Annotated in this window: 21 protein-coding genes; 10 read left to right on the plus strand and 11 right to left on the minus strand. The window is 73.8% G+C overall.

The window, feature by feature from the left end:
- Positions 1-42 precede the first annotated feature (42 nt).
- Entirely contained in the window at positions 43-576 is a 534-nt protein-coding gene (locus BX286_RS02380) for a hypothetical protein (RefSeq protein ID WP_121014428.1), read from the minus strand.
- 375 nt (positions 577-951) lie between these two features.
- On the opposite strand from BX286_RS02380, the gene BX286_RS02385 reads away from it, so the two are divergent.
- Complete coding sequence (locus BX286_RS02385; protein WP_121014429.1) at positions 952-1,833, plus strand: DUF4436 family protein; 882 nt, start codon at positions 952-954, stop codon at positions 1,831-1,833.
- A 62-nt stretch (positions 1,834-1,895) separates the two neighbouring features.
- Here the strand turns inward: BX286_RS02385 and BX286_RS02390 are convergent, their stop codons facing one another.
- Complete coding sequence (locus tag BX286_RS02390; RefSeq protein ID WP_121014430.1) at positions 1,896-2,279, minus strand: hypothetical protein; 384 nt, start codon at positions 2,277-2,279, stop codon at positions 1,896-1,898.
- Between the two features lie 269 nt (positions 2,280-2,548).
- On the opposite strand from BX286_RS02390, the gene BX286_RS02395 reads away from it, so the two are divergent.
- Positions 2,549-3,988, plus strand: a complete 1,440-nt coding sequence (locus BX286_RS02395; RefSeq protein ID WP_121014431.1) for a helix-turn-helix transcriptional regulator — start codon at positions 2,549-2,551, stop codon at positions 3,986-3,988.
- 205 nt (positions 3,989-4,193) lie between these two features.
- Complete coding sequence (locus tag BX286_RS02400) at positions 4,194-4,868, plus strand: maleylpyruvate isomerase family mycothiol-dependent enzyme (protein WP_079431143.1); 675 nt, start codon at positions 4,194-4,196, stop codon at positions 4,866-4,868.
- 41 nt (positions 4,869-4,909) lie between these two features.
- Here the strand turns inward: BX286_RS02400 and BX286_RS02405 are convergent, their stop codons facing one another.
- Both BX286_RS02405 and BX286_RS02410 read right to left on the minus strand, forming a co-directional pair.
- Complete coding sequence (locus BX286_RS02405) at positions 4,910-6,586, minus strand: DUF4173 domain-containing protein (RefSeq protein ID WP_261993314.1); 1,677 nt, start codon at positions 6,584-6,586, stop codon at positions 4,910-4,912.
- 174 nt (positions 6,587-6,760) lie between these two features.
- Positions 6,761-7,015: a hypothetical protein gene (locus BX286_RS02410; protein ID WP_237293206.1), complete on the minus strand. Its 255-nt coding sequence runs from the start codon at positions 7,013-7,015 to the stop codon at positions 6,761-6,763.
- Positions 7,016-7,249: 234 nt separating this feature from the next.
- On the opposite strand from BX286_RS02410, the gene BX286_RS02415 reads away from it, so the two are divergent.
- Positions 7,250-8,290, plus strand: a complete 1,041-nt coding sequence (locus tag BX286_RS02415) for a vWA domain-containing protein (RefSeq protein WP_100862180.1) — start codon at positions 7,250-7,252, stop codon at positions 8,288-8,290.
- A gap of 64 nt (positions 8,291-8,354) precedes the next feature.
- Here BX286_RS02415 and BX286_RS02420 read toward each other — a convergent pair whose 3' ends face one another.
- From BX286_RS02420 to BX286_RS02435, 4 genes are read right to left on the minus strand one after another with little or no spacing between them, the layout of a single operon-like run.
- Positions 8,355-9,569, minus strand: a complete 1,215-nt coding sequence (locus BX286_RS02420) for an ABC transporter permease (protein ID WP_121014433.1) — start codon at positions 9,567-9,569, stop codon at positions 8,355-8,357.
- A complete protein-coding gene (locus BX286_RS02425) occupies positions 9,566-10,390 on the minus strand; it encodes an ABC transporter ATP-binding protein (RefSeq protein ID WP_261993315.1) in 825 nt (274 codons plus the stop codon). Before BX286_RS02425 ends, BX286_RS02420 begins: the two co-directional genes overlap by 4 nt.
- Positions 10,387-11,517, minus strand: a complete 1,131-nt coding sequence (locus BX286_RS02430) for a peptidoglycan-binding protein (RefSeq protein WP_261993316.1) — start codon at positions 11,515-11,517, stop codon at positions 10,387-10,389. The genes BX286_RS02425 and BX286_RS02430 overlap by 4 nt, the downstream gene beginning before the upstream one ends.
- On the minus strand, positions 11,502-12,041 hold the full coding sequence (locus BX286_RS02435) for a hypothetical protein (RefSeq protein WP_121014434.1): 540 nt from the start codon (positions 12,039-12,041) through the stop codon (positions 11,502-11,504). The genes BX286_RS02430 and BX286_RS02435 overlap by 16 nt, the downstream gene beginning before the upstream one ends.
- Positions 12,042-12,130: 89 nt before the next feature.
- Here BX286_RS02435 and BX286_RS02440 point away from each other — a divergent pair, with 89 nt between their 5' ends.
- The 3 genes from BX286_RS02440 (at position 12,131) to BX286_RS02450 (ending at position 15,056) form a co-directional block, all read left to right on the plus strand.
- Positions 12,131-12,796: a response regulator transcription factor gene (locus BX286_RS02440; protein ID WP_079431136.1), complete on the plus strand. Its 666-nt coding sequence runs from the start codon at positions 12,131-12,133 to the stop codon at positions 12,794-12,796.
- Positions 12,797-12,801: 5 nt separating this feature from the next.
- Positions 12,802-14,037, plus strand: coding sequence for a HAMP domain-containing sensor histidine kinase (locus tag BX286_RS02445; protein ID WP_079431135.1), 1,236 nt, complete (start codon positions 12,802-12,804; stop codon positions 14,035-14,037).
- A 236-nt stretch (positions 14,038-14,273) separates the two neighbouring features.
- Positions 14,274-15,056, plus strand: coding sequence for a polysaccharide deacetylase family protein (locus BX286_RS02450; protein WP_398898873.1), 783 nt, complete (start codon positions 14,274-14,276; stop codon positions 15,054-15,056).
- On the opposite strand, the gene BX286_RS02455 is transcribed toward BX286_RS02450, so the two are convergent.
- Both BX286_RS02455 and BX286_RS36355 read right to left on the minus strand, forming a co-directional pair.
- On the minus strand, positions 15,028-15,654 hold the full coding sequence (locus BX286_RS02455; protein ID WP_079431133.1) for a hypothetical protein: 627 nt from the start codon (positions 15,652-15,654) through the stop codon (positions 15,028-15,030). The two genes, BX286_RS02450 and BX286_RS02455, sit on opposite strands and share 29 nt — an antisense overlap.
- 99 nt (positions 15,655-15,753) lie before the next feature.
- Entirely contained in the window at positions 15,754-15,918 is a 165-nt protein-coding gene (locus BX286_RS36355) for a hypothetical protein (protein ID WP_159036678.1), read from the minus strand.
- A 315-nt stretch (positions 15,919-16,233) separates the two neighbouring features.
- Here BX286_RS36355 and BX286_RS02460 point away from each other — a divergent pair, with 315 nt between their 5' ends.
- Together BX286_RS02460 and BX286_RS02465 are read left to right on the plus strand one after the other, a co-directional pair.
- Positions 16,234-17,043 (plus strand): DUF4190 domain-containing protein, encoded by an 810-nt coding sequence (locus tag BX286_RS02460; RefSeq protein WP_079431132.1) that lies wholly within the window; start codon positions 16,234-16,236, stop codon positions 17,041-17,043.
- A gap of 194 nt (positions 17,044-17,237) precedes the next feature.
- On the plus strand, positions 17,238-18,050 hold the full coding sequence (locus tag BX286_RS02465) for a trans-aconitate 2-methyltransferase (protein ID WP_079431131.1): 813 nt from the start codon (positions 17,238-17,240) through the stop codon (positions 18,048-18,050).
- 56 nt (positions 18,051-18,106) lie between these two features.
- Here the strand turns inward: BX286_RS02465 and BX286_RS02470 are convergent, their stop codons facing one another.
- The gene (locus BX286_RS02470; protein WP_079431130.1) at positions 18,107-18,289 is read right to left on the minus strand and encodes a CsbD family protein; all 183 of its coding nucleotides are present in this window, start codon (positions 18,287-18,289) and stop codon (positions 18,107-18,109) included.
- Between the two features lie 159 nt (positions 18,290-18,448).
- Between BX286_RS02470 and BX286_RS36360 the strand changes: the two genes are divergently transcribed.
- Entirely contained in the window at positions 18,449-18,604 is a 156-nt protein-coding gene (locus BX286_RS36360) for a DUF6131 family protein (protein ID WP_167747614.1), read from the plus strand.
- Positions 18,605-18,807 lie beyond the last annotated feature (203 nt).

Consider the following 18,807-nt stretch of genomic DNA (forward strand, 5'->3'; position numbering starts at 1 on the left):
CGCCGGTGGGGGCGGGGCGCCGGGCGGCGGCTCGGGGAGGGGTCAGCAGGGGCGGATGTGGTAGACCGGGGTCCAGGAGGCCGTGCCGGTGTCCTTGGCCACGTTCGACCAGCGCTCGCTGCCGTTCTGGTTGTAGAAGCGGGCCCGGGTGCCCGTGCTCTGGTTGTTGTTGAACGTGCCGTCGCCGATCCCGTTGAAGTCGTAGTAGCCGCAGTAGTAGTAGTCGTAGTTGCTGCCCTGGCCGTCCCTGATGCACAGGTGGCCGCTGGCGCAGGCCAGTGCCTGGCCGGGGGCGGCGAGGTCGCGGGTCTCGGTCTGGCCCGGGGCCTTGAGGACGAGTTCGCCGCCGGCGATGGCGAGCTTGTTCGCGGAGATCTGGCGCGCCCGCGGGTCGGACGCGAGGATGGCGTCGGCCCGCCGCTGGAGCCCGGCCGCCTGGGCGGCGGTCAGCCCGGCGGCGCGGGCCTGCTCGGAGAAGGCGCTCTGGGGTGAGGCGGAGGCATGGGCGGAAAGTACCGGGCCGGCGACCAGCGCGGCGGTCGCGGTCATCATCGCCAGGATCCTGCGCGGTGACATGCGTGTTTCCCCTCTAGTTTCGGCAGCCAGGAAGCCACCGCTCGCAGCGGTGGCCCGGGAGTCGCGGAGCTCATCGTTCCGAAGTTGCGACGGGGCCTGAAGGGGGGAATCGGCCGGATCGCGGCTCTTGTGTGGATACCTCGGGTGCGCCGGGGCCCCAGCCGGCACAGGAGTAACCGATCAGATGTGTGGTCCATGCATCGTTTTCCCTGGCGGGGCGGGGCTTCCCCGTGCGGGGCACGGCGGCCCGGCCCGGGTGGCGCGATGGAAGGGGCGGCGGGATGGCCGCCCGGGCCGCCCGGGTGGCGGCGGGGCCGCCGAAAGGTTTCGCTGGCCGGGCGAACCTGTTCCGCTCCTCCTGCCGCCGGAGTCACGATGAGTGCCACCTGGGACCCTCCTCCCCCGCGCCGCTCCGGGACGTCGCTCCTCCCCGTCCTGATCCCGATCGCGGTCCTGATCGTGGCGGCGGTGGCCGTCGGGTCGTGGCTGCAGTTCTCGGAGCGGCAGGCCGGCGACAGGGTCCGCACCGCCGGGTCCACCGCCGCGGACCGGGTGGACGTGGAGGCCACCGTCCAGCGCGTCGACGCCGCGGGCCGGGAGCTGGTGCTCCGGGTCCGGGTCGTCCCGCGCGGGGCCCTCGGCGAGGAGGACGGCACCGCCCCCGTGGCCGGCCTGGGCCTGCAGACCTCGGCGGCGACCCTCGGCGACCTGGCGTTCAAGGCGCACGAGCGGCTCACGCCCAGGGACGTCCAGGTCGCCCTCACCGGCGGCTCGATCGGCGACTACCCGTTCGACACCTACAAGACCGACATCGAGTTCCGCGCCGTCATGGACGGCAGGCAGGTACCGGTACGGATCCTGTTCTCCAACAACGACACGCTGTTCTCGGTCACCGCCGAACCCCTGACCGCCCGGCAGGAGGCCGTCCTCGGGCTGTCCGTGGCCCGGTCGGGCAGTCTGCTGGTCTTCGTCGGGTTCATGATGGTGGTGATGTGGGCGCTGGCGGCGTCCGTGATCATCGGCACCTGGTACCTGATGACGCGGGGCGAGGGCCTGGTCTGGCCCGCCCTCGCCTGGATGGCCGCCACCCTGTTCGCCCTCTCGGCCTTCCGCAACACCGCCCCGGGCACACCGCCGATCGGCTGCGTGCTGGACTGGTTCGCCTTCCTGTGGGCCGAGAGCATCATCGCCCTGTGCCTGATCGCCGTGGTCGTCACCGGCGTCCGCACCTCCCTGCGTCAGAAGGACGCGGCCTAGCCCGGACGGCAGGGGCGGCGGGGCCGGTTGCGCCGGTCCCGCCCACCGCCCGCGGAGCCGGATCAGCCGAAGCTGCACTCGGTGAGGCCGGTGCGCCAGGCGTTGGAGTCGTCCACGTAGGGCGCGTACACCCAGCCGGCCTGGTTGTAGTACCCGCCGTTGACGTGCCACTCGTTGTCGATCCAGTACCAGACGTTGCCCTGGTTGTTGATGTTGTCACCGCGCTTCCAGCACACGATGTCGACGTAGTCCCCGTTGAACAGGTCCGCGGTGACCTTCGAGGACGACCCGGAGTGGTACGAGTAGACGCCCACGCCGTGCGAGGTGCTCAGGCGGGTCCATCCGCTGGTGGCGGAGGCGGTGGTGATCCCCGTGGCCAGCGCGCCGGCGGTGAGGGCCGCGACCGTCGCGGCCATGGCGCCACGGCGACCGAGAGCGAGCTTCATGACTGTCTCCTGTCGGGACTCGACTGCCGGGCCCGTCCTCCGGGTCCGGCGACGGGGCCAACCATCGGCAGCGGCGCCGGTGTCCGACAAGCCCCTTCGACGTGCTGGGACAACCCTGGACGGCTCGGGACGGGACGGGCCGCCCGGCGCGGCGGAGTTGGCCGGTGGAGCCGTTCCCCGGCCGGGCCGCGGCCTCGTAGGATCCGGCCAGCCGGCCGCCGTGGGACACCTCGGGACGGGCCGGTCCAGGGGGACGGAGCGGGGGACGCATGACGACGCGGGAAGAGCAGGCGGAAGAGCGGGGGCCGGGGCGGCCGGAATCGGTCGCGGAGTTCATCGGGGAGTTACGGGCGCTCAAGGCGGTGGAGGGGCTGTCCCTGCGGGAGTTGCAGCGGCGCTCGGGGCTGCCCCGGTCCACCATCGCGCACGCGCTGCGGACGGACCGGCCGGGGCTGCCGCCGTGGGACCGGGTGGCGGGGCTGCTGCGGGCGCTGGGTGTGGCGGAGGAGGCACTGCCGCAATGGAAGGCGCACTGGACCCGGTTGCGCCTGGCCCGGGAGGCCGAGCGGCCACCGACCGGGCCCCAGGAGCCGGGCGGGGCGGGCGAAGGCGCCGGTACGGCCGGGTCGGGCACTGCGGCTGGACCGGGCGCGCCCGGCAGTACGGGCGGGCGCGGCGAAGGCGTTGCTACGGGTGGAGCGGGCGGGTCCGGCCGGCCGAGCGCTGCGGGCGGCGCGGCTGGTTCGGGTTGGCCCGGTGGTGCGATCGGGCCGGTCGGTGTGGCCGGTTCCGGAGTGGGGGGTGGGGCCGGCGGGGCCGGTGCTCAGGCCGCCGTGCAGCCTGCCGCCCCCGGGCCGGGCCGGCGGCCGGGGGCGCGGTGGTGGCCCTGGCGGCAGCGGCTCGCCGCGCATGTGGCGACCCTCCTGCTGGGGGCCGGCATCGGGGCGGGGGCGGTGCTGGCGCTGGGCGGGGGCGCCCCGGCCGGGGCCAAGGCCGGGTTCCCCGTGGAGGAGCAGCCCTGCCCGCCGCCCACCGCGAACCCGCACCCGTCCTTGCGGGCTCCGGCCGCGGGAGGGGCCGGTACGGCGAAGGAACCGCCCTCCTGGGTGGGCCGGGTCACCTCCGGGCAGGAGATCCTCTCCGGCTCCGACGTGGTGCTGCCCGTGCTGTCCCCGGTCAGCGAGGGGGACGCGCTGGTGGTCACCGTCATGCTGACCAGCTCCTGTCCCGGCCCGGTCGCGGTCACCGACACGCAGGGGGACACGTTCCGCATCGTGGGCGACGAGACCGACACCGCCCGCCACCGCACGCTGGTCCTGGCCGCCTTCGGGGCGCACCCGCTCGGCACGGCCGACTCCCTGCACGCCACGTACCCGCACGCGAGCAAGTACCACATCGCCGTGGACGAGTTCCGCGGCATCAGCGCGGCCGTGGGCTCCGCCGAGGCCCACGGGGATAACGGCGGGACGGCCTTCAGCACCGGCTCGACCCGGCTGGACTGCGCCGCCGGTGACCTGATGGTGGGCGCGGTCGGCACCAACACCGGGTCCGCGCCGGTCTTCACCGCCGAGTGGACGCCGCTGCCGATGCTCCAGCTCTCGTCCTACCGGCTCACCACCGCCTACCGGGTGGTACCGGCGGCCCAGACCTGCGCGGCCACGGGCACCACCACGGCCCAGTGGGCCGCGTCGGCGGTGGTCTTCCGCTGACGCCGCCGAGCGCACCCGCGGGCTCAGCGGTCCGGGTGCGTGCGCCCTTCACCCGGAGGGACGTTCCGGCAGCCCCGCCGTCACACCGTCCGGGATTCCGACCCAGCGGGGGGACCGCGCCGCACGGCCCCATAACCGCTGGTACTGGACGGGAGCAGGAACCTCTATTGGAGTCGCGGCCGCCCGGCCAGCACACTTGATCAGCATGAAGAGGGATACGGAACAGACCGGCCGACAGGGCGAGTTCACGGGCGGGGCGATCGACGTCAGGGCCGCCATCGCGGCGGAGCGGCGGGAGTTGGCCGATCTCTTCGAGGGCCTGCCGGCCGAGGCCTGGGACGCGCCCAGCCTGTGCGCGGGGTGGCGGGTCCGTGAGGTCGTCGCGCACATGTCCATGGGGTTCCGGCTGTCGCTGCCCGCCACACTGGGCGAGCTGGTCAGGGCCGGGGGCAACCTGCACCGCATGACGGACCGCGTGGCCCGCAGGGACGCCGCCGCCCACTCCGTGGGCGAGCTCTGCGCGTTCGTGCGGGACAACGCCGGCCATCCGTGGAAGCCGCCGGTCGGGGGCTTCCGGGCCGCGCTCGGGCACGACGTGGTGCACGGGCTGGACGTCACCGCCGCCCTCGGGATCGACCGGCGGGTCCCCGAGGACCGGCTGCGCGTGCTGCTCGAGGACGTCCGGCCCAGCGGCCTGAGGTTCTTCGGCGTCGACCTGCGGGGCGTGCGGCTGTGCGCCGAGGACACGGACTGGTCCTACGGCGCCGGGACCCCCGTCTACGGAGCCGCCCAGGACCTCGTCCTGCTCGCCTTCGGCCGCCGCCTGCCCCCCGGCCGCCTCCACGGCGGACAGGCCGCCCGCTTCACCGCCCTCCGGTGACGGGGCGTGCTCCGTGCGCGCCTCGTCCGGCCGGGGCCGGCCTACTCGGAGCGGCTGCCGTACGCGCCGAGGCGGACGCACTCGGCGCGGTCCACCGTCACCGGCCGCTCGCGCAGGATCTCGCGGGCCCGGTGCCGGCCGAGGCTGGTGGCGTACCAGGGAAGGTCGCCGGCCTGGCGGAGCTCGTCCCGGATGCCCATCAGGGCGCAGGAGCGCCGGGGTTCGGGCAGCTGGTCCAGGGCGGGGGCGGCGTCCGCGGACAGGTCGCGGAGGTAGGCGAGGTCGATCTTGCCGTCCTGCTGGTACCGGGTGACGTTGCTCTCCGCGATGATCGCGTCGGGTGAGAGCAGCCCGAAGGCGAGGACGGCCGCCGCCGCGCTGCCCGCCACCGCACGGGCCAGCCAGCGGCCGCCGGCCGCTCCGGCCGCCATCAGCAGCACGATGACCAGGCCCAGCCACAGCTCCATCGTGACCACGGACAGCCGCAGCCTGGTCAGTCCGTACGCGTCGACGTACAGGTCCATGCGGCGTACGGCGGAGGCCACCACGACCAGCGTCAGCAGGCACAGGGTGCCCAGCACCGCCCGGACCAGGCGGCGGTCGCCGGGTGTGCTCCGGGGCGCCCAGCGCAGGGCGAGGGCGATGACCACGAGGACGAAGACGGTGGCCCACAGGAGCTGCCAGAACCCCTGGCGCGCGTACTCGGCGTGCGAGAGCCCGGTGCTCTCCAGCACCTTGTCGTAGCCGCCGAACAGGACGGCCAGCTGGACCGCGTTGAAGCCGGCGAAGAGCAGGTTGAGCAGGATCAGCGGCAGGCTCCACTCCAGCCGGGAACGCGCCTCGCCAGGGCGGGACTTCATCCGGTCCCAGCGGTGCGGGGCGGCCGCGGTGCGGGCAGTGGCGACGGCGAGGAGGGTGCCGGCCAGGAAGAGCAGGGCCCGCAGCGGCCCCTCCCCCACGGAGACGTCGGGGACCAGGCCGTCGAGCAGATCGGCGAAGGCGGCGTCGGCGGAGGCGAACAGCGCGCCGAAGACCCCCAGCAGGACCGCCGCCACCACGGCCGCCTTGGCCACGGGCACCCAGCGGTCCCGGGCCGCCCCGCCGCCGCGTGCCCGTATGCCGGCCCAGGCCCAGCCGACGCCGGCGACGGCGCTGCCGAGGAAGCCGATGGGGGCCAGCAGGACGCCGGGCCACCTGCGGGTTCCGTGCAGGGCCAGGGCGGCGAGCAGCACGGCCGCCAGGACCGCGAGCGTGGACGGCCAGGCGGAGTCGCGCAGGGCCGGCACGGCGAGCAGGGCCACGCAGCCGGCCGCCCACAGCAGGGTCCAGGGGCGGGCCTTGCGGCCCGCCGCCCGGGCCGAGACGTACGCGGCGGCCATCGCGGGCAGCGCGGCGAGGAGCAGGCCGGGGCCGACTCCGTCGCCGAGGAGCGCGGCGGCGGCGAGTCCGGCGGCGAGCACGGCCACCAGGGTGACGGTGGGGATCGGGGCGGCCTCGGCGGGCCGGATCCGGTGCCACATGGAGTTCTCCGCCCTCGCGGCGGCGGCCTCCATGGCCCTGCGCTGCCGGAGTTGCTGCTGGTGAACCAGCCAGGCGGCCGGGTCGTACCCGGGCAGGCCGGGGGCGGGAGGGGCGGGCGGTGCCGGTGCGGGCCCCCACGGGTTGTGCTGTTCGGGCTGTTTCGCCTGCTCGGCCCTGTTGTCGGCGTTCTCGGACATGGAGTCCTCCCCTGGTGCGGAGGGGACAGAGTAGGCCCGCACTCCAGGGTTTTGAACACATTCAACTAGCCCTTGTTGCATGATCGTGACAATGCGCGACCGGGTGCGGGAACGCCGCGGGGGCGGACCGACGTCGGTGTCGGCCCGCCCCCGCGGTGCGGAGTCGTCCCGGGCTCAGGCGCCCAGGTGGCTGCCCTTGAGCCACTCCTTCTCGCCCTCCTTGGCACAGCTCGAGCTGTAGACCGGGCCGGCGAACGACGGGAGGTTGTGCGGCACCGCGGCGAACGAGGAGCAGTTCGAGGAGAAGGCCTTGTGACCGCCGGAGAAGTAGTCGATGTCGACCCCCTCGTTGGCCAGGGCGGCGCCGGCCCCGCCCAGGAGGATGCCGGCGGCCAGGACGGAAGCGGTGACGGCGGAACGAATACGCATGACTCCCCTAAGGATCCGGTGAAACGACGCGCGGTCGGTATGCGCGTCGGCCGGTCCAACCGCCCCGGGCCCCCGATGGGAACGGCCGTTCACCCGGATGCCACAGAGGTAACGTTTCGCCTCTCCTGGCCCCGTTCTGACGGGGCGTTCCCCCGGCGGCCGGGGCCGGTGCGGGCCCATTGTCAGTGGCGGGTGCGAGGATCTGGGCATCGGTTCGAAAAAGGGGGAGCGGCCATGTCCGGAAACCAGAACTACATCAATCACGTCGCCCTTGTACTGGACGCCAGTTCGTCCATGTCGCACCTCAGCGACAAGGTCGTCGAAGTCGCCGACCAGCAGATCGCCTATCTGGCCCGCCGGTCGCAGGAACTCGACCAGGAAACCCGTGTGACGGTGTACGTCTTCGCCAATGCGGTGGAATGCGTCATCTACGACAAGGACGTGCTGCGCATGCCGTCCCTGAAGCAGCTGTACCGGGTCGGCGGAATGACCTCCCTGCTGGCCGCGACGCTGAAGTCCCAGGGGGAGCTGGCGCAGACGGCGCAGCTGTACGGCGACCACAGCTTCCTGACGTTCGTGCTCACCGACGGCCAGGAGAACGCCAGTCACCGCTGCCCGGACGCCCCTTCCCAGGATCCGCGGGCCCTGGTGGACGCCCTGGCGACGATGATCGGGACGCAGCAGGACAACTGGACCCTGGCCGTGCTCGTGCCGGACCAGATGGGCAGGCGGGAGGCCATGCGGTGCGGGTTCCCGAAGGACAACATCGCCATCTGGGACGCCACGAGCACGCGCGGCCTGGAGGAGGCCGGACAGGTCATCCAGGAGGCCACCGAGAAATTCATGGTGGGCCGCACCAAGGGAATCCGGGGTTCCCGTGCGGTGTTCTCCACGGGCGCCGACGCGGTCAACAAGGAAACCATCAAGGCGGCCGGGCTCACTCCCGCCGACCAGACGCAGTATCAGCTCATTCCGGTGTCCCGTGATGCGGGGATCCGCGAATGGGTCGTCGAATGCGGGCACACGTACCGTACCGGTGGCGCCTATTACCAGCTGAGCAAGTCGGAAAAGGTCCAGGCGCGCAAGCAGATCGCCGTTCTGGAGAAGAAGACCGACCGGGTGTACACGGGGCCGGCGGCGCGCGCCCTGCTGGGGCTGCCGGACGCCGAGGTCCGGGTCAAGCCTGACCAGAACGACGAGTTCACGATCTTCGTGCAGAGCACCAGCGTGAACCGGAAACTGGTGCCGAACACCCGGCTGCTGCTGATGAGCTGACGCCGTGACCGCCCCGCCGGCGGGACCGGCGGGGCGGTCGGCACGCAAGGCCGCGCCCGGCCCGCTATGCCGCCTGGAGGGCCAGGGTCGGGGAGAGGCGCGCGGCGCGGACGGCCGGGTAGAGGCCGGCCAGGGTGCCGATGGCCAAGGTGGCCCCGAAGCCGCCGGTCACCGCCCACAGGGGCACCACCCAGGGGAGGTCGCCGGTACGGGCGTACACCCAGGTGGCCGCGGCCCCCTGGGCGATGCCCGCGAGCCCGCCGAGCCCGGACAGCAGCAGGGACTCCGTCACGAACTGCACGCGGATCTGGCCCCTGGTCGCGCCCAGCGAGCGGCGCAGGCCGATCTCGTGGCGGCGCTCCAGCACCGAGATGATCATCGTGTTGGCGACGCCGACCCCGCCGACGAGCAGGGCGATCCCGCCCAGCCCGAGCAGCAGCGTGCTGAAGGCTCCTTCGGTGGCGGCCTTGGCCTGGAGGGCTGCGGAGGGGTCCGTCACCGATACCGTGGTCGGGCTCTGCGGGTTGGCCGTCCGCGCGATCAGGGCCCGTACCTGCGCGACGCGGTCGTCCGCGGAGCGTTCGTAGACGGCCGTCGGGTGGCCGTCGAAGCCGAGCAGCTCCTCGGCCGCCCGCCAGCCGATCAGCGCCGAGCGTTCGATCTCGGGCGCGAGCGGAACCGGGTCCAGGATGCCGATGACCGTGAAGTACCGGCCGCCGATGAAGACCTGGCCGCCGGGGGCGCTGATGCCCAGCCGCTCCGCCGTGACGTGCCCCAGCACCACGGAGGGGTAGCGGGAGGTCGCGTCGTTCAGCCAGACGCCGGAGCGCATGCGGGCCCGCAGCACGCCGGGCAGATCGTCCTTGGCCGCCTTCACCGCGATGCCGCCGGTCTCCTCCTTGGGGATCTTCTCCGAGCGGCGGACCGACTCCGGTACGTCGCCCGTGGTGCCGACCGACTGGACGCCCTCGATCCGCGAGAGCATCCCGGGGGCCTCCTTGGGCAGTGTGGTGTCCTGGCCCGCGAACATCGACTGCCCGGGCGTGACGACCAGCATGTTCGTGCCCAGTTTCTCCAGTTCCCGCAGCAGTTTGGCCTGGCTGGAGGAGGAGACGCCGACCACAGCGATCATCGTCGCGATGCCGATCGCGATGCCGAGGGCCGACAGGAACACCCGCATCGGGCGGGAGCGGAGCCCGGCCGAGCCGACGTGCAGCACGTCCCGGGGGCCGAGGCGGGGCGGTCGCAGCCGGACCGGGGCCGGCGCCGGGGCCGTCACGAGGCCTCCCCGAGGTGCTCCGGCCGCGGGCCGGGGTGCGCCGGGGGTCGCGTCCGGGGCGGTGTCCGGGGGTGCGGGTGCCAGGCGTCGGAGACGACCTCCCCGTCGCGGATCCGGACCGACCGGGGCAGGCTCGCCGCGATCTCCTGGTCGTGGGTGATCACGGCGATGGTGGCCCCGTCGCCGTTCAGCTCGTGCAGCAGTTCCATCACCGACCGGCCCGATGCCGTGTCGAGCGCGCCCGTGGGCTCGTCGGCGAGCAGCAGGTCCGGCTCCCCGGCCACGGCCCGGGCGATCGCCACGCGCTGCTTCTGTCCGCCGGACAGCTCGTGCGGCCGGTGTTCCATCCGGTCGCCGAGGCCGACGCGTTCCAGGGCGGCCGCCGCACGGCGGCCGCGTTCGGCCCGGGAGAGGCCGGAGTAGAGCAGTCCCTCGGCGACGTTCGCCCGGGCGCTGATGCCGGGGACGAGGTGGAAGGACTGGAACACGAAGCCGACGTGGCGGGAGCGCAGGGCCGACAGGGCCCGGTCGGACAGGGCCGCCACGTCGTGGCCGGCGATGGCGACCCGGCCGGCCGTCGGCCGGTCCAGGGTTCCGACGATGTGCAGGAGGGTGGACTTCCCCGAGCCGGACGGGCCGACGATGCCGAGGAGTTCCCCGTCCAGGACGGTCAGGTCCACCCCGCGCAGGGCCTTGACCCCGCCGGGGTACTCCTTGGTGACGCCGGTCAGCTCCACGACCGGGCGGGCGTGGCGGGCATCGGGGGTGTGAGCAGTGCCGGGGGTGTGAGGGGTAACGGGGGTGTGGGGCGCGGGGGTCATACGTTCGGCACCCCCACCCGGACGCCCTCCTTCAGGGCGTCCCCCTTGACCTCGACCCGGCCCTGGCCGAACATCCCGAGCTCCACGGGGACCTCCCGTACGGCGCCGTTCTCCACGACCTGGACGCCGAAGCCTCCTCCGGCGAGGGCGAGCAGGGCGTTGACGGGGACGGAGAGCACGCCCTTGCGCGTCTCGCCGGTCAGCCGGACCGACACCGGGGCCTGGTCGGGGCCCTTGGCCTGGGCGGCGTCGTCCAGGGTCACGGTGACCTGGACCTTCGGCTTTGCGTTCCCGCCCCCGCCTCCGCCCCCGCCTCCGGAACCGCCGGAGCCGTTGCCGTCGCCGTCGGGGCCGGCGGTGCTGCCCACCGAGTCGATCTTCCCGGTGGCACTCCCGCCGCCGGGCAGGGTCACGGTCACCGGATCGCCGCTCTTCACCGTGCCCGCCTTGGCGGCGTCCAGCTGGAAGCGGACCATCCGCTCGGTGCCGGTCAGGGTGAGCACGGGCTTGCCGGGGCCGGGCTCGTCACCGACCTGGCTGTCGCTGCGCTGGACCCGCTGCGGGCCGGAGGCGAAGACGATGTCCTCCTTGCCGACCTCGCCGGTCTCCGGTGCTTTGTGGGCCTTCTGCCAGCGCTTGACGGCCGTCGCGGTGCCTGCCGTGAAGGTGGCGTCGTCCGGGTCGAGCCCGGTGCCGTAGCCGAGTGCGGCGAGGTTGCGCTTGAGCTGTTTGACGTCCTCGCCCTTGTCGCCGGCCTTGAGCCCGCGGTACATGGGCGTGGTCCCGTACATCAGGCGGACCGGTCTGCCGCCGAGCTCGTAGAGCCGGCCGTCCCGCTCGACGGCCGCGCCGGCGGCCGCGGCCCAGGTGAGGACGCCGGGGCCGGGGGCGTTCAGCCGGCGTTCCTGCGCGTAGCCGAGGGTGCCCTCGACGGTGAGGCCCGAGCTGAGGTCGCCCCGGCGGACCGGTTCGGTCCGCTGCGGCAGGCCGTCGGCGTGCCGGTCCTCGTCCGCCGTCCGGTCCGCGCGGGGCTGGGCGGTCACCGCGTAGCCGCCGCCCGTGGCGGCGACGACGACGGCGAGCGAGCCGAGCAGCCACTTCCCGCGCCGGTTCACGCGGCCTGGCACTTCTTCTGGGCCTCCTCGAAGGCCTGCTCCTGCCCCTCGGGGATCTTGGTGGCGCTCATCGCGTTGCCCTTGAACTCCGGGTCCGGGATGTTGACGCCGTTGTCGCGCATGCACTTGGCCCACTTCAGGGCCTTGTCCTTGTCCGCCTGCGGCATCTCGCCGGTGCCGGGGGCCTGCATCCCGCAGGCCTCGAAGGCCTTCTTGAGGGTGTCGGGGTCCTCGCTGCCGGTGCCGAGGGTCATGCCGCGGGGGTCCTGGCCGGGCTGCGGGTCGGGGGCGTCTATGCCGTGCTCGCGCAGGCACTTGCGTACCTGGAGGGCCTTGTCCGCGTCCTTGCCGCTGGTGCCGGAGCCGGAGCCGGACGGGCCGTCGCCCTTGCCCGAGGCTCCGGCGTTCTGCTGCGCGGCGTCGTCCTTGCCGCCGCCGGAGGAGCCGGTGCCGGTGCCCGTGCACGCGGTCACGAGGAGGGCCAGGCCGGTGACGGCGGCGGCCGCGGTCATGGTCATGGTCGAGGATCGGTTCATGGAGCGGAGCCTGCCGGGGAGGTCGGTTTCGCTTCCTTCACCGATCATGTTTACGACGAGGAAATGCGGCCTTCGAGTAGAGAGGGCACATGCGAGTTCTGGTGGTGGAGGACGAGGAGTTCCTCCGGGAGATGATCGCGGAGGGGTTGCGCCGCGACGCGCTGGCCGTCGACGAGGCGGGTGACGGGCTGGAGGCCCTGCGGCGCCTGCGGCTGGGCGAGTACGACGTGCTCGTGCTGGACCGCGATCTGCCCGGGCTGCACGGGGACGAGGTCTGCCGCCAGGTCGTGCGGGAGCGGATGCTGACGCGGGTGCTGATGCTGACGGCCTCGGGGACGGTGCGCGACCGGGTGGAGGGCCTGGGGCTCGGCGCCGACGACTACCTCACCAAGCCGTTCTCCTACGACGAGCTGCTGGCGCGGGTGCTGGCCCTGGGGCGGCGGGCGCATCCGGCGCTGCCGCCGGTGCTGGAGCGGTGCGGTGTCGCCGTGGACACGGCGCGGCGGACGGCGACCCGGGACGGGCGGCGGCTCGCGCTGTCACGCAAGGAGTTCGCGGTGCTGGAGGCTCTGCTGCGGGCCGAGGGAGCGGTGCTGGGCAACGACGATCTGATCGAGCAGGTGTGGGAGCAGGACACCTCGTACCGGACGAACGCCGTCCGGGTCACGCTCAGCAAACTGCGGGCGAAGCTGGGCGAGCCGCAGCTGATCGAGACCGTGCCGGGGGCCGGCTACCGGATCGCCGATCCGCTGTGAGAGCGGTGCTCCGTTCCGAGCGCGCCCGTCTGACGGCGCTGTACGGCTCGCTGCTGGTCCTGGCCGGGGGCGGCCTGATCGCCCTGGTGAACCTCCTGCTGCGGGGCGGCCTGTACGCCCGGATCAGCGGCGCCGTGACCACGGCCGTGCCGCGCGGCGACTTCGAGAAGGCCCTGGTGGAGGCGGGCAGGACACCCGTCCCCGCCCAGTCGGTGCCGGCCGGCCGGGTCCCCGCCCAGGAACAGGTCCAGGGGTACGCGGTGACCCGGAACCTCTCCACCGCCGTCGAGCAGGCCACCCTGCACGAGCTCCTGCTGGTGTCGCTCGTCGCGCTCGCCGTGTTCGCCGTGCTGTCGATCTGGCTGGCCTGGTGGATGGCCGGCCGGGTGCTGCGGCCGGTGGGGGTGATCACCGAGACGGCGCGCCGGCTGTCGGGGGCGAACCTGCACGAGCGGATCTCCCTCCAGGCCCCGCCCGGGGAGCTCAAGCGGCTGGCGGACACCTTCGACGGGATGCTCGACCGGATGGAGAGCCTGGTGGGGGCGCAGCGGCGGTTCGCCGCGAACGCCGCCCACGAGCTCCGTACGCCGCTGGCCGTGCAGCGGGCGGCGGCGGAGATCGGGCTGGCCGGGGATCCGCCGCCGGAGAAGGTGGCCCGGATCCGGGAGCGGCTGATCGGCGTCGCGGACTCCAGCGAGCACCTGATCGAGTCGCTCCTGCTGCTCGCCGTGTCGGAGGAGGGCCTGGAGGCCACCGAGCCGGTGGACCTCGCGGAGCTGGCCGAGGCGGACCTGGCGGCGACCGCGCACGAGGGGCTGACGGCCGTCACCTCCTTCGCGCCGCTGACGGTCGAGGGCGACCGTGCGCTGCTGGACCACCTGATCCGCAACCTGCTGACCAATGCCGTACGCCACAACCGGCCGGGGGGCCGGATCGAGGTGAGCACGGCGCAGGGCCCGGCGGGAGGGGTCCTGACGGTCTCCAACACCGGCCCGGTGATCGACCCGCAGGACGTCCCCCGGCTGCTGGAGCCGTTCCGCCGGCGCGCCGAACGCCGCCACACGGCAGGCGAGGGCGCCGGGCTCGGTCTCTCGCTGGTCGCCTCGATCGCCCGCGCCCACGGCGCCCGGCTGCGGGCGGAGGCGAATCCGGCGCCGGAGGGTGGCATGACCGTCCGGGTCCGGTTCCAGGCCGGGGCCGCAGCGGCCGGAGCCGGGGCGGCCGGCGGAAGGAGCAAGTAATCCGCCCGATTCGCCGGATTTGCCCGGTGTGAGCCGTCCCACCCTTCCTTGACCGGGGAAGGAGGGCTCCCTAGCGTCGATGGGGAGGCCGGGGGATCCCCGGCCGTACGGGCAGGCCGGCCGCCTCGGCCGTTCGGGGGAAGACGGCTCCGGCGCCCCCTGACCACACTGGAGCGGACCCCCGGGACCACAGGATCCCGCGGCCGGAACGACACATGCAGAGGAAGAGCACGTCCATGGGCATGAGCAGCAGTTCCGCGCGCCGTCGTCGGCCGGGCGCCGCGGTGGTGGCGGCCGTCCTCGGCCTCCTGGCGGCGGCCGCCGCGCCGGCCCTCGCCGCGGCGGACTCCTCCTCCCACGGCCGTTCCCCGGCGGCTTCCTCCTCCCGGCCGGTCCACGGCGCGGCCGTCCCGCAGGGCATATCCCGCCTCGCCCAGGGCGCGGGCCGGGACGTCGCGATCACCGTGGACGACGGCCCGGACCCGACGTGGACCCCGCAGGTGCTGCGCGTACTGCGGCAGAACCACGTGAAGGCCACCTTCTGCCTGATCGGCACGCGGGCGCAGAAGTACCCGGAGCTGGTGCGCGAGATCGCCGCCGACGGGCACCAGCTGTGCGACCACTCCGCCGACCACGACGAGACGATGGACCACAAGCCGGTCGCCTACCAGCGGCAGCAGGTCCTGGACGGCAAGGCCATGATCGAGGCGGCCGTACCGGGGGTCGCGGTGAGCTACTACCGCGCCCCGGGCGGTGCCTTCACCCCCGAGAGCCGGGCCGTCGCCGCGGCGAACGGGATGCGCCCGCTGGGCTGGAGCGTGGACCCCAAGGACTGGAGCCGCCCGGGCCTGCCGGCCATCGTCTCGGCGGTGGAGGACAAGCTGCCCGAGCTGCCCACGGTCCTGTTCCACGACGGCGGCGGCGACCGCAGCCAGACCGTGGCCGCCCTGGAGCAGTACCTCCCCTGGCTCCGGTCCCAGGGCTACGCGTTCACGTTCCCGGCGCGGACCGCCCCCTGACGGGTGCGCGGAGCGCCGCCGCGAGGTCGGACGGGGAGTCCACCGAGGTGTAGACCGTCGTCACCTCCAGCCGCCCGGCGCGGCCCAGGTCCAGGCGGACGGGCGGGTCCAGGTACAGGGCGGCGTTGAGGGAGGCCTCCACCGAGCAGGCCACGGCGCCCGGTTCGCCCGGTACGGGGCGCGGGCCACGGCCCGGCACGGTGCGGACGGCCGGCGCCGTGGACCGCACCGCCGCCCGGGGCAGCGTCAGCTCCCCGAGGAACCCGGTCCGCAGCACCACGTGCTCGTCGTCCACCGTGTGCGGATGCCGCAGGAGCGCGGCCACGAGGCCCAGCCCGGCCAGGATCACGAGCAGTTCGCACCCGGCGTGCACCGGCCGTACGGCGGGCGGCAGTACCGAGGAGAGCACGAAGGCCGTCACGACCTCCGTCACCGCCATGACCAGCACCAGTTGCCGCGTCGACGCCGAGTGCCGCAGCCCCGGTTCGGCCCGGCGCAGAAGCGCCCACCGGACCAGGGAGGCGCCCCACACCCGTACGATCACGGCCGCGGGGGGCCTGGCCGTCACGGTGCCCGTCATCCGCTCCTGCTCCGTCACGTGCTCTCCCCCATCCCGGCGCTCCTCCGTCGTCCCTCTCAGGGTCGGGCCGGACCGCACGGGCCGGAAGTGACGTATGTCAGCGATCGCCCGTGCGCCCTAGTGCGGCTGTCCGGCGGGCGTGAGGAGTTCACGGGCGGGAGAGCCGGCTTCCGGTGCCGGCCCGCCGTCACGGCCGGCCGGGCCGGGGACTTCGTCCGGCCGGGCGGGGCCGTCCGGGCGCAGGGCGGCGATGCGGGCGCGGGCCCACGCGGGGTGGCACATGGGGTGACTCCTGTTCGTCGGGTCCGGAAGGCTTCGGCGGGGTTCCTGATGGCGGATCAGGCGTCCCGGGCGCCGCGGAAGGCGCGGTCACGGACGGTGAGGTCCATGAGCGGCAGGCTAAGTGCGGGCAGGGGGCGCGCGCTTCTCCGTTCGTGACCGATGAGGAGGCGTACCGGCCCGGACGGAGGGCGGAATGCGTCCAGGGGATACTAGGGCGCGGCCGATGGTCACATCATCCGCTCATCCGTCCCCGCCCTGTGCCTCGACGCCCAGTCGGCGGGCTTGTCCCACCCGCCCGCGAGGAGCACCACGCGCATGTCGACACCCCCTCAGCCCCCGCCGTACCCGCAGCAGCCGTACGGGCAGCCGGGGCCGTACGGCCAGCCCGGCCAGCCGCCGCAGGGCGCGATGCCCGGGCCCGCGACGCCGTACGGCGATCCGCAGGGCTGGTACCAGCCGCAGCAGCAGAAGACCAACACGGTTGCCGTGGTGGCGTTCGTGATGTCGCTCGTCTGCGCGGTACCGACGGTTCCGCTCATCCTGGGCATCGTCGCGATGTCCCAGATACGCAAGGAGGGCGGGAAGGGCAAGGGGCTGGCCATCGCGGCCGTGGTCATCCACAGCGTGAGCCTCCTCATCATCGTGCTGGCGGTGATCCTCGGACTGACGAGGGCGGCTGACGGGGGCTCCACTCCGCGGCGCGACACCCACGGCCAGGTCACCACGCCGGGATCCAGCAAGGTGGAGGACATCCGCAAGGGCGACTGCTTCAACACCGACGACGACCTGTCGAAGACCCAGAAGGGCGACGGCACGCAGGCCCGCCTCTCGGTGCGGACCGTGCCCTGCACCCAGCCCCACGAGGGCGAGGCGTACGCGGTCTTCACCCTGGACAACGGGGCGTTCCCCGGCGCGGACAAGATCGTCACGATGTCCGAGGAGAAGTGCGGCGGTTCCGCGCTGACCGACTACGTGGGCGAGGCGGAGAAGCTGCCGAACAACCTCGAGGTCTTCTACTACTACCCGCAGGCCAGCAGCTGGCTGCTCGGCGACCGCACGGTGACCTGCTTCCTGGGCACCTCCAACGGCACGAGCACCGGTTCCGCCCGGGCCGCCGGCTCCTGACCCCCCGTCCGGGCGATGCCCGGCAGGCGGCCGGCGGCTGCGGCGCGCCTCGGTCCGCCGGGCGCCCGGGGGTGCAGGATCGAGGGACGGCTGCCCCGGCTGGGGGCGGCCGGCTCCGCCCCCGCCGCGTGAAGAGGTCCGGCCATGACGCAGTCCGAAGATCCGCCGTCCCCCGGCAGCGGCCGGGCGGTCCGGTGAACGCCGGGGAGCCCGGCGGGCGTTACGGGGAGGCGGTGTTCCGGCCGGAGCAGGCGGGTGAGGGCGAGCGCATCGACTTCGGCGCCCTCGCGTACGACGACATCACCATGGCGCGGCTGCGGGCGCTGGGGGCCGGTCCCGGGTGGAGCTGCCTCGACGTGGGCGCGGGCACGGGGACGGTCTCGCGCCGGCTGCTGGACGAGGCCGGGGTGGCGGCCGTGCTGGCGGTCGACCGGGACGTGCGCTTCCTGCGGGAGCGGCCCGGGCTCGAGGTGCTGCAGGCCGACGTCACCGGCCCGGAGTTCGCCGCGGGCCGCCGGTTCCGGCTCGTCCACGCGCGCTTCGTGCTGATGCACCTGCCCGAGCGCGAGCGCCTGATCGCGGCGCTGGCCGAACGGGTCGAGCCCGGCGGTGTGCTGGTGCTCAGCGACGCGGTCGACCTGACGAGCGGCTCGGAGCCCGGCACGCCGTACGCCGCCGCCATGCGGGCGATGTGGCAGGGGCTGCGGGAGACCATCGGGACGGACGTGTCCTGGGTGCCCTCGTACCCGCGGCTGCTGCGCGCGGCGGGACTCGTGCCGGTCGCCGCCGAGATGCACGTACCGCCGCTGGAGCCCGGCAGCCCCCTCAGCCGTTTCTGGGCGGACACGTGGGAACGCAGCCGGGCGGCGATGACCGGCACCGGCCTGGTGGACGACGCCGCGGTCGACGCGGCGGTGCGGTACCTGGACTCCGAGGAGTGCGCCGCGCTGTCGGCCGGCATGCTCACGGCGTGGGGCTGGAAGCCCGCCGGGGCCGCCCCGGGATGACGCGCGCGGCGGGCACGGCGTAGGCGTACGCCGTGCCCGCCGCGCGCGGCCGGTGGTCACCGGTTCGCGTCGTGGATCTTCCGCATCTGGGCCGCCGCGTCCGCCTTGGACTCCTTCGCGCGGCCTGCGGCCTTCTCCGCCTTGCCCTTCATCTCCATCGTCTTGTCGTCGGCCATGTCGCCGATCTCTTCCTTCGTCTTGCCCTTCAGCTGCTCGGCCTTGCCCTTCATCTTGCTCATGACGGCCCTCCCGGCTTGGGGTAGCGAACGCCTGGCGGCTACCCGGAATGCGCTGCTCCATGCTCCGGGGAATCCGCCGGCGTTTCCGCGCATGCATGAATCCGCGCGGGGGTGGTAGACGCGGGGAGTCCCCATTCGAGAGGGACACAGGAGGTACTCATGATTATCCTGGGCGTCATTCTGCTGATCATCGGCTTCTTGACCGGGATCTCGATCCTCTGGACGATCGGCGTCATCCTCGTCGTGATCGGCCTCGTCCTGTGGGTGCTGGGCGCCGTCGGGCACGCCGTGGGGGGCCGCCGGCACTACTATTGACCGCCACTCCGAGGCACACCGTGCACCGTCGTGACACCCCAGCCCCCTGCCTCCCCGGCGACCCCGTGCCGCCGGAGGGCAGGGGCTCGGCGGGGTCCGGCGAAGGGCTTCTGCCGAAGGACCACACCCAGGCGATCCTGGAGACCACCAAGAGGGTGGCGACCCTGCTCAAAGGGTCCGGGCGCCCCTTTCGCCCTGGCCGG

This window comes from Streptomyces sp. 3211.6 (assembly GCF_003634815.1).
Taxonomy (GTDB): Bacteria; Actinomycetota; Actinomycetes; order Streptomycetales; family Streptomycetaceae; genus Streptomyces; species Streptomyces katrae_A.